Genomic DNA, 7433 nt, shown 5'->3' with positions numbered 1-7433 from the left:
CACCCGGCGGGCGTGCCGGATCAGCTCGAGGTGCCCCTCGTGCAGCGCCCCCATCGTCGGGACGAGGGCGACCTTGCGGCCCGCCGCCCGCAGCGCGCGGGTCACCGGGGCGATCGCGGCGGGGCTCGCGTGCACCGTGAGCTGCCCCGGCGCGAACCCGCCGCGGGTCCTCGCTCCGATCACGGGTTCTCCTCCAGGGTGTTCAGGACCTCGTCGGCGAGGTGGTCGGGAAGCAGGCCGGACTTCGCGGCCCGGTGCGCGGTCCGGCGGGCGAGCACCCGGTAGGTGCGCTCCATCTCCGGGTCGACGGCGTGCAGCTCGCGCAGGTGCGATGCGACGGTGCGGCTGTCGCCGCGGGAGACCGGCCCGGTGAGCGCGCGGTCGCCGTGGCGCAGGGCGTTGTCCAGCGCCGCGGACAGCAGCGGCGCGATCACCCGGTCGGCCGGGCCGATGCCGGCGCGCTCGAGGGTCTCGGCGCAGTCGCGCACGAGCGTGACCAGATGGTTCGCGCCGTGGGCCAGCGCGGCGTGGTAGAGCGGGCGCAGGTTCTCCGCTACCCGCACCGGCTCGGCACCCATCTCCACGACCAGCGCCTCGCCGACGCTCCACGCCGCCTCGTCACCGTCCGCGGCCGTGACGCCGGCCGAGCATCCCGCGAGCCGGGCGACGTCCTCGGAGCGGCCGGTGAACGTCATCACCGGGTGCAGCGCCAGCGGCAGCACGCCCAGCTCCGCGGCCGGGGCGAGCACGGCCACGCCGTGGGCGCCGCTGGTGTGCACGACGATCTGCCCCGCCCGGAAGGCCCCCGCCGCGGCCAGCCCGCGTACGAGGCCACCCAGCACGTCGTCCGGGACGGCGAGCAGGGCCAGGTCGGCTCGGGCAACGACCTCGTCGGGGGGCAGCAGGGGAACGCCGGGCAGCAGCTCCTCGGCCCGCCTGACCGAGGCCCGGGAGACCCCCGAGGTGGCAAGGACGTGGTGGCCCGCGGCGGACCAGGCGGCCCCGAGGACCGACCCGACGCGGCCCGCGGAGACGACGCCGACGCCGAGACGGGCGGGGCGCGCCGTCACGTCGTCCCCCGGAGGGTGAGGCACGTGGCAGCGGAAAGCGGCACGTTCATCGTCGAACTCCTCGCTCGTTCCAGTCCCGTTCCTGCGGGTACCGGACGATCACCGCCAGTGGCGGCGCAGGCACAGGTTAGACGCGCCACGAGGATCGGCGCCGACCGGCGTGACCGGCTTCACGACCCCCGTCGAGAACGACGTTGTGCAGGATCTCAGGGCCTTCCGGGCTGCAGAACGTCGTTCTCGACGGTCACCGGGGCGGCCACCGGGACTGCGGGGGGTGCTGCGGCGCGTTCCGCGGCGGGTGCTCTGGCGGGCGCTGTGATGGTGGCGGCCCGCCCTGCTGTGGCCACGGCGGGTGCCGGAGCGGCTGCCCGCGAGACGGCGGAGGCCGGCCTGGCGGGGGCCAGGCCGGCGCCCAGCCCTGCGGCGGCGTCGGCGGGGGACGCCACTGCTGCGGCGGCGGCTGCCAGCCCGGCGGCGGGGGCAGGCGCCACGCGGCCGTCAGCGCCTCGGGATTGCCGATCGCCCGCTGTCGGGCCGCGAACAGCTCGCGCAGCAGCTCGTCGTGCCAGCGGGCGGCGCTGGCGCTCACGGACCCGCGCGCGATCCGGGCGCGCAGGAACGCGAGCTCGGTGACGGCTGCCTGGTAGGCCCCGACCGCCCGGGCGGCCTCCGTGCCCGACCGGCGCTTGACGGCCTTCCGCCAGCCGCTGCGCCCGGCGAGGCTCGACAGCAGGGGCACCTCGCTGGCCGCGATCCAGCCCGCCTGCGCGAAGCCGGGCAGTTGCTCGGCGACGATGCGCTGCTCACGCCCGCGTTGCCAGATGACCAGCCCGATCAGGCTCACGAACAACGGCACCATGATCACGAGATAGACGCCGAAGAAGCCCCCGCCGCCCAGGAACGTGGCCGAGCCGTTCCACAGCGCGTGCAGCAGCACCGCCCCGGCGTAGCCGACCAGCACGATCCCGATGCGCGAGCCGACGTTGCGCCGGCTCGCCGCGATGCCCGCCGCGATCCCCGTCATCGCGGTGAAGAGCGGGTGCGCGAACGGCGAGAGCACCCCGCGCAGGAACAGCGTGCCGAGCACCGCGCCGGACGCACCCGCCATCATCTGCTGCTCGGCGAAGGCCGAACCCAGGTAGAGGATGTTCTCGGTGAACGCGAACCCGGCCCCGACGAGGCCCGCGTAGACGATGCCGTCGGTGATGCCGTCGAACTCGCGGCGGCGGAACAGCAGCAGCCCGACGAGGAACGCGCCTTTCATGGCCTCCTCGACGAACGGCGCCACCACGACCGCACCGATGACGTCTCCGCTACCGGCGCCGAGCGCGACGTCGGCGAAGAAGGACGCCGTGCTGTTGAGGATCAGCGAGGACAGCGCGGCGAAGCCGGCGCCCCACAGGAACGCGAACAGCAGCAGCCGCGGGGGCTCGGGCTCCCACCGGTCCACCCACAGGAAGGTGGCCACCACCGGGCCGACCGGCAGCAGCGCGCAGACGGTGCCGACGACGACGCCCGCGGTGCCGATGGACGTACCCACGATCGCGACGGCGACGAGCCCGCAGATGCTCAGCGCGACGAGGCCGAGCACAGGCGCGAGCACCAGCTGGCGCTGACGCTGCGGCGTGGGCACGGGCGGCCCGCTCGCTACTGCCGTCATGTCGGCAGCCTACGGGGCGATCACCCGGAGGCGGGCAGCCGCGGCTCGGCGTCCGGATCATCCGGATCGTCCGGGTCCTCGGGCCCGGACGGGGCACGGCAGCAGTACTCCAGCCACAACGCGCCCCCGACCAGCACGAGCGCGCAGACGAGCCCGATCGACACGGCGACGGTGTCCGCGGCGGCGGCGCTGATGTCGGCACTGCGCGGCAGGACGTAGCCGAGGAACCCGGCCCACACCCCCGTCATGATCGCGCCGGCGAGCGCCGACGCCTTCGCGACCACCACGGCCCGCGCCGCGACCAACGGGTGCACCGGCCGGGTGCCGGGCTCGCCGCGGATGCGCCTGCGCAGCAGCGTGCCGCCGACCGCCTCGGCGACCCCGAGCGCGCCCAGCGTCACGCCGGCGAACAGCGGGAACGCGGGCAGCTCGCTGTAGGTGGCGCTCACCAGCAGGTTCGCCACCAGCGCCACGACGGCGCCGACGGCGAGCAGGTCGCGCACGCGGGTCGGAGCGGACAGGTCGGTCACGACACGATCCGCAGGTCGTCGCGGCGGACCATGCCCCGCTCCGCGTCCGGCCCCAGCGCGGCGAGCACGTCCGCGACGGGGCCGTGCCCGGGGAGGACGGCGTCCGGGTCCGCGTCCAGCCAGGGGCGCAGCACGGTGGCCCGCTCGGGGGTGCCCGGGTGCGGGAGCAGCAGCGCCGCATCGGTGCTGGTGACGGGTCCCTGCGGGCCGCACACCGCCACGACGTCGACGTCGAGGGTGCGCGGGCCCCACCGGACCTCGCGGACCCGCCCGGCCGCCTCCTCCAGCGCCTGGCCGCGACGCAGCCAGCCCCAGGCGTCGACGCCTTCGTCGTCGGCGATCACGACGGCGTTGAGGAACGGGCCCTGCTCGACCCCGCCCCACGGCTGCGTCTCGTACACGGGCGAGGCCGCGACGAGCGCCTGCCCGAGATCGGCGGTGACCGTGCGCAGGTGGGCGAGGCGGTCGCCGAGGTTGGAGCCGAGGGAGAGCACGGCGCGGGTCATCGCGGACGTCCTGACGGAATGCGCAACTCGCGCCGACGAGATGCGCAACTCGCGGTCACGCCGGGATCACCCAGCCGCGGGCACCCGCACGGGAGCGGTGCACCACCACCGCGACGTCGGCGAACTCCACCGGGATCGGCGCCTGCGGCTTGTGCAGCACCACCTCGACGGCCCGCACGCGCGCATCGGTGAGCACCTCGTCCGCGATGCGGCCCGCCACGGTCTCGATCAGGTCGCAGGGCTCGCCCCCCACGATCGCCGCGACCCGCTGGGCCAGCGCGCCGTAGTCCAGGGTGTCGGCGAGGTCGTCGGACGCCGCCGCGGCCCGCAGGTCCAGCCACGCCGTCACGTCCACGACGAAGTCCTGGCCGTCGCGGCGCTCATGCGCGAACACGCCGTGGTGGCCGCGCACGCGCAGCCCGCGCAGCTCGATCCGGTCCCCCGTCACGGCGGGACTCCCGGCGTCCGCGCGCGCGGGCCGTCCCGCTGCCACGCCGCGCTCACCGCGATCGCGTCCATCGTGGACGCCACGTCGTGCACGCGCACGCCCCACACGCCTGCGGCGACGGCCAGGGCGCTCACCGCAGCCGTGGCCACGTCGCGGCCCGCCGGCGGGCGCGGTGCGCCGTCCGCGTCCGCCAGGAGCTGGCCGAGGAACCGCTTGCGCGACGCTCCCACCAGCACGGGGAAGCCCAGCGCCACCAGGACGTCCAGCCTGCGCAGCAACGCCCAGTTGTGGGCGGCGCGCTTCGCGAACCCCAGGCCGGGGTCCAGGACCAGCATGGACGGGTCCACCCCGGCGAGCACCGCGGCGTCCGCTCGCGCCACCAGCTCGGCGCGCACGTCGGCCACGACGTCGCCGTAGGTGGCGAGCTCGTCCATCGACGCGCTGTGGCCGCGCCAGTGCATGAGGATCCAGGGCAGTCGCGCCTGCGCCACCACCCGCGCCATCCCCGGATCGGCCAGCCCCCCGGACACGTCGTTGACGACGCTCGCACCCGCTTCGACCGCGGCCTCCGCGACCGCGGCCCGCGTGGTGTCCACGCTCACCGACACCCCCTCGGCGACCAGCTCGCGGATCACCGGCAGCACGCGCGCGCACTCGACGGACGCCTCGACCCGGGCCGCACCCGGCCGTGTGGACTCGCCGCCGACGTCCACGAGGTCGGCACCTTCGGCACGCAGCGCCACCCCGTGCGCGACGGCGTCGTCGCGGTCCAGGAAGCGGCCACCGTCGGAGAACGAGTCCGGCGTGACGTTCAGGACCCCGATCACGACGCAGCGCCCCGGGTGCGGAAGCGCCATCAGCCGCCCCGGATGAGTGCGAGCGCCTCGGCCCGCGACGACGGCGACGTCGCGAACTGGCCGCGCACGGCCGACGTCAGCGTCCGGGACCCGGCCTTGCGCACCCCGCGCATGCCCATGCACAGGTGCTCGGCCTCGATCACCACGATCACGCCGCGCGGGTCGAGCTTGCGCACCATCGCGTCCGCGACCTGCCCCGTGAGCCGCTCCTGCACCTGCGGGCGCCGGGCGTAGAGGTCGACCAGCCGCGCGAGTTTCGACAGCCCGGTGACCCGGCCGTCCTCGTTCGGGATGTAGCCGACGTGCGCCGTCCCGTGGAACGTGACGAGGTGGTGCTCGCACGTCGAGTAGACGGGGATGTCCCGTACCAGGATCAGCTCCTGGTGCTGCTCGTCGAACGTCCTCTCCAGCACGGAGTCCGGGTCGGTGTAGAGGCCGGCGAAGATCTCCTCGTACGCCCGCGCCACCCGCGCGGGCGTGTCCCGCAGGCCCTCACGGTCGGGGTCCTCGCCGCAGGCGAGGAGCAGCTCCCGCACGGCAGCCTCCGCCCGCGCACGGTCCATCGTCGGTCGCCCGTTGCGGGAGTGCTCCCCCGTACCCGCAACCGGGAGCATGGCGCCGTCGGCGTGGCCGGGGCTCAGCTCGACCCGCCCGTGTCGTGCCGCTCACGCTCCTCGCGCGGGCGGCCCCATGCGCCGTCCGGCGGCCACTCGCGACCGCCCGGAGTGGTCGCGGGGCGCCAGTCCGGCGGCGCACCGTAGTTCGGTGGCACCGCTGACGGCGGCGCCGCGGGCGGCTGCTGGCGCTCGCCCCACGGCGGCGTCGGCGCGCTGTGTGCCGGCGTGGCGGGCTGGGCCGGCACCCCGTTCTGCGGATCGCCGTTCGGGCCGTGCTCGGCCGGATGCCCGTTCGGGCCGGGGACGGGCACGGGGTCCCCACCCACCGGGTAGGAACCCACCGGCGTGGGCTCCCGCTCCGGGGTCGCGTCCGGCGGCCACGGCTCGCCGGCGGCGCGCGCCCGCTCGGCGGGCGTGAGGATCGGCGGCTTCTGCGACGGGGTGCGCCCCCCGAAGTCGTTGAACGCCGTGATCCGGGGCCGCTTCTCCACGTGGGAGAAGATGCGTTCGAGATCCGAGCGGGTGAGCGTCTCCTTCTCCAGCAGCTCGAACACCAGCTCGTCCAGCACGTCCCGGTAGGTGTTGAGGATCTCCCACGCCTCGGTGTGCGCCGCCTCGATGAGCTTGCGCACCTCCTCGTCGATCTCCTGCGCCACCTGGATGGAGTAGTCCGGCTGGGTGCCCATCGTGCGTCCCAGGAACGGGTCGCCCTGCTCGCGGCCGTAGCGCACTGCGCCCAGCCGCGCGCTCATGCCGTACTCGGTCACCATGGCGCGCGCGATCTTCGTGGCCTGGTCGATGTCGCTGGACGCGCCGGTGGTGGGCTCGTGGAACACCAGCTCCTCGGCGCTGCGCCCGCCCATCGCGAACACCAGGCGCGCGATCATCTCCGACCGCGTCATGAGGCCCTTGTCGTCCTCCGGGACGACGAGCGCGTGCCCGCCGGTGCGCCCGCGCGGCAGGATCGTGAGCTTGTACACCGGCTCCAGGTCCGGCATCGCCCAGGCCGCCAGCGCGTGCCCGCCCTCGTGGTACGCGGTGAGCTTGCGCTCCTGCTCGGAGATGATCCGCGACTTGCGCCGGGGCCCCCCGACCACGCGGTCGACCGACTCCTCCAGCGCCGCCGCCGTGATCACGCTGCCGTTCTCGCGCGCGGTCAGCAGCGCGGCCTCGTTGATGACGTTCGCGAGATCGGCACCCGACATCCCGACCGTGCGCTTGGCCAGCGCCTCCAGGTCGGCGTCCTGGCCGAGCGGCTTGCCCTTCGAGTGCACCGCGAGCACGGCGCGCCGCCCCGCGAGATCCGGCGCGCCCACCGGGATCTGCCGGTCGAACCGGCCGGGACGCAGCAGCGCCGGGTCCAGGATGTCCGGCCGGTTCGTCGCCGCGATGAGGATGATGCCGCCGCGCGCGTCGAACCCGTCCATCTCGACGAGCAGCTGGTTGAGCGTCTGCTCCCGCTCGTCGTGCCCGCCGCCGAGGCCAGCGCCGCGCTGGCGGCCGACCGCGTCGATCTCGTCGACGAAGATGATGCACGGCGAGTTCTGCTTGGCCTGCTCGAAGAGGTCCCGCACCCGGCTGGCGCCGACGCCGACGAACATCTCGACGAAGTCCGAACCGGAGATCGTGTAGAACGGCACGCCCGCCTCGCCCGCGACGGCCCGCGCGAGCAGCGTCTTGCCCGTGCCGGGCGGCCCGTAGAGCAGCACGCCCTTCGGGATCTTCGCCCCGAGGGCCTGGTAGCG

The 7433-nt window shown here is 75.1% G+C and carries 9 protein-coding genes; all 9 read right to left on the bottom strand.

Features of this window, described 5'->3' with window-relative positions; translation table 11 throughout:
- The coding region (locus AB7J25_RS29245) for a pantoate--beta-alanine ligase (RefSeq protein WP_428514365.1) at positions 1–183 on the bottom strand (183 nt) is incomplete at its 3' end.
- Positions 180–1070 carry a Rossmann-like and DUF2520 domain-containing protein gene (locus AB7J25_RS29240; protein WP_428514363.1) on the bottom strand — a complete coding sequence of 297 codons (891 nt, stop codon included), beginning with the start codon at positions 1068–1070 and terminating at the stop codon, positions 180–182. The genes AB7J25_RS29240 and AB7J25_RS29245, both read right to left, overlap by 4 nt.
- Positions 1071–1314: 244 nt before the next feature.
- Positions 1315–2730 (bottom strand): PrsW family intramembrane metalloprotease, encoded by a 1416-nt coding sequence (locus AB7J25_RS29235; protein WP_428514361.1) that lies wholly within the window; start codon positions 2728–2730, stop codon positions 1315–1317.
- A gap of 20 nt (positions 2731–2750) precedes the next feature.
- On the bottom strand, positions 2751–3260 hold the full coding sequence (locus AB7J25_RS29230; RefSeq protein ID WP_428514359.1) for a DUF3180 domain-containing protein: 510 nt from the start codon (positions 3258–3260) through the stop codon (positions 2751–2753).
- On the bottom strand, positions 3257–3766 hold the full coding sequence (gene folK, locus AB7J25_RS29225; protein WP_428514357.1) for a 2-amino-4-hydroxy-6-hydroxymethyldihydropteridine diphosphokinase: 510 nt from the start codon (positions 3764–3766) through the stop codon (positions 3257–3259). The genes AB7J25_RS29230 and folK overlap by 4 nt, the downstream gene beginning before the upstream one ends.
- 55 nt (positions 3767–3821) lie before the next feature.
- Complete coding sequence (gene folB, locus AB7J25_RS29220) at positions 3822–4214, bottom strand: dihydroneopterin aldolase (RefSeq protein WP_428514355.1); 393 nt, start codon at positions 4212–4214, stop codon at positions 3822–3824.
- On the bottom strand, positions 4211–5071 hold the full coding sequence (gene folP, locus AB7J25_RS29215; RefSeq protein WP_428514354.1) for a dihydropteroate synthase: 861 nt from the start codon (positions 5069–5071) through the stop codon (positions 4211–4213). The genes folB and folP overlap by 4 nt, the downstream gene beginning before the upstream one ends.
- On the bottom strand, positions 5071–5685 hold the full coding sequence (gene folE / locus AB7J25_RS29210) for a GTP cyclohydrolase I FolE (protein ID WP_428514352.1): 615 nt from the start codon (positions 5683–5685) through the stop codon (positions 5071–5073). Before folE ends, folP begins: the two co-directional genes overlap by 1 nt.
- A 23-nt stretch (positions 5686–5708) precedes the next feature.
- A partial coding sequence (gene ftsH, locus AB7J25_RS29205; protein ID WP_428514350.1) for an ATP-dependent zinc metalloprotease FtsH occupies positions 5709–7433 on the bottom strand: 1725 nt, incomplete at its 5' end.

The organism is Pseudonocardia sp., assembly GCF_050246655.1.
Lineage (GTDB): Bacteria > Actinomycetota > Actinomycetes > Mycobacteriales > Pseudonocardiaceae > Pseudonocardia.
The sequence above is the reverse complement of the archived record's forward strand: the minus strand, read 5'-3'. Positions and strand labels throughout refer to the sequence as shown.

What these genes read in the sequence shown, in the direction of transcription:
- AB7J25_RS29235 (WP_428514361.1), bottom strand. Translation starts at nt 2,730, where the DNA reads ATGACGGCAGTAGCGAGCGGGCCGCCCGTGCCCACGCCGCAGCGTCAG.
- folK (WP_428514357.1), bottom strand. Translation starts at nt 3,766, where the DNA reads ATGACCCGCGCCGTGCTCTCCCTCGGCTCCAACCTCGGCGACCGCCTC.
- folE (WP_428514352.1), bottom strand. Translation starts at nt 5,685, where the DNA reads ATGCTCCCGGTTGCGGGTACGGGGGAGCACTCCCGCAACGGGCGACCG.
- folP (WP_428514354.1), bottom strand. Translation starts at nt 5,071, where the DNA reads ATGGCGCTTCCGCACCCGGGGCGCTGCGTCGTGATCGGGGTCCTGAAC.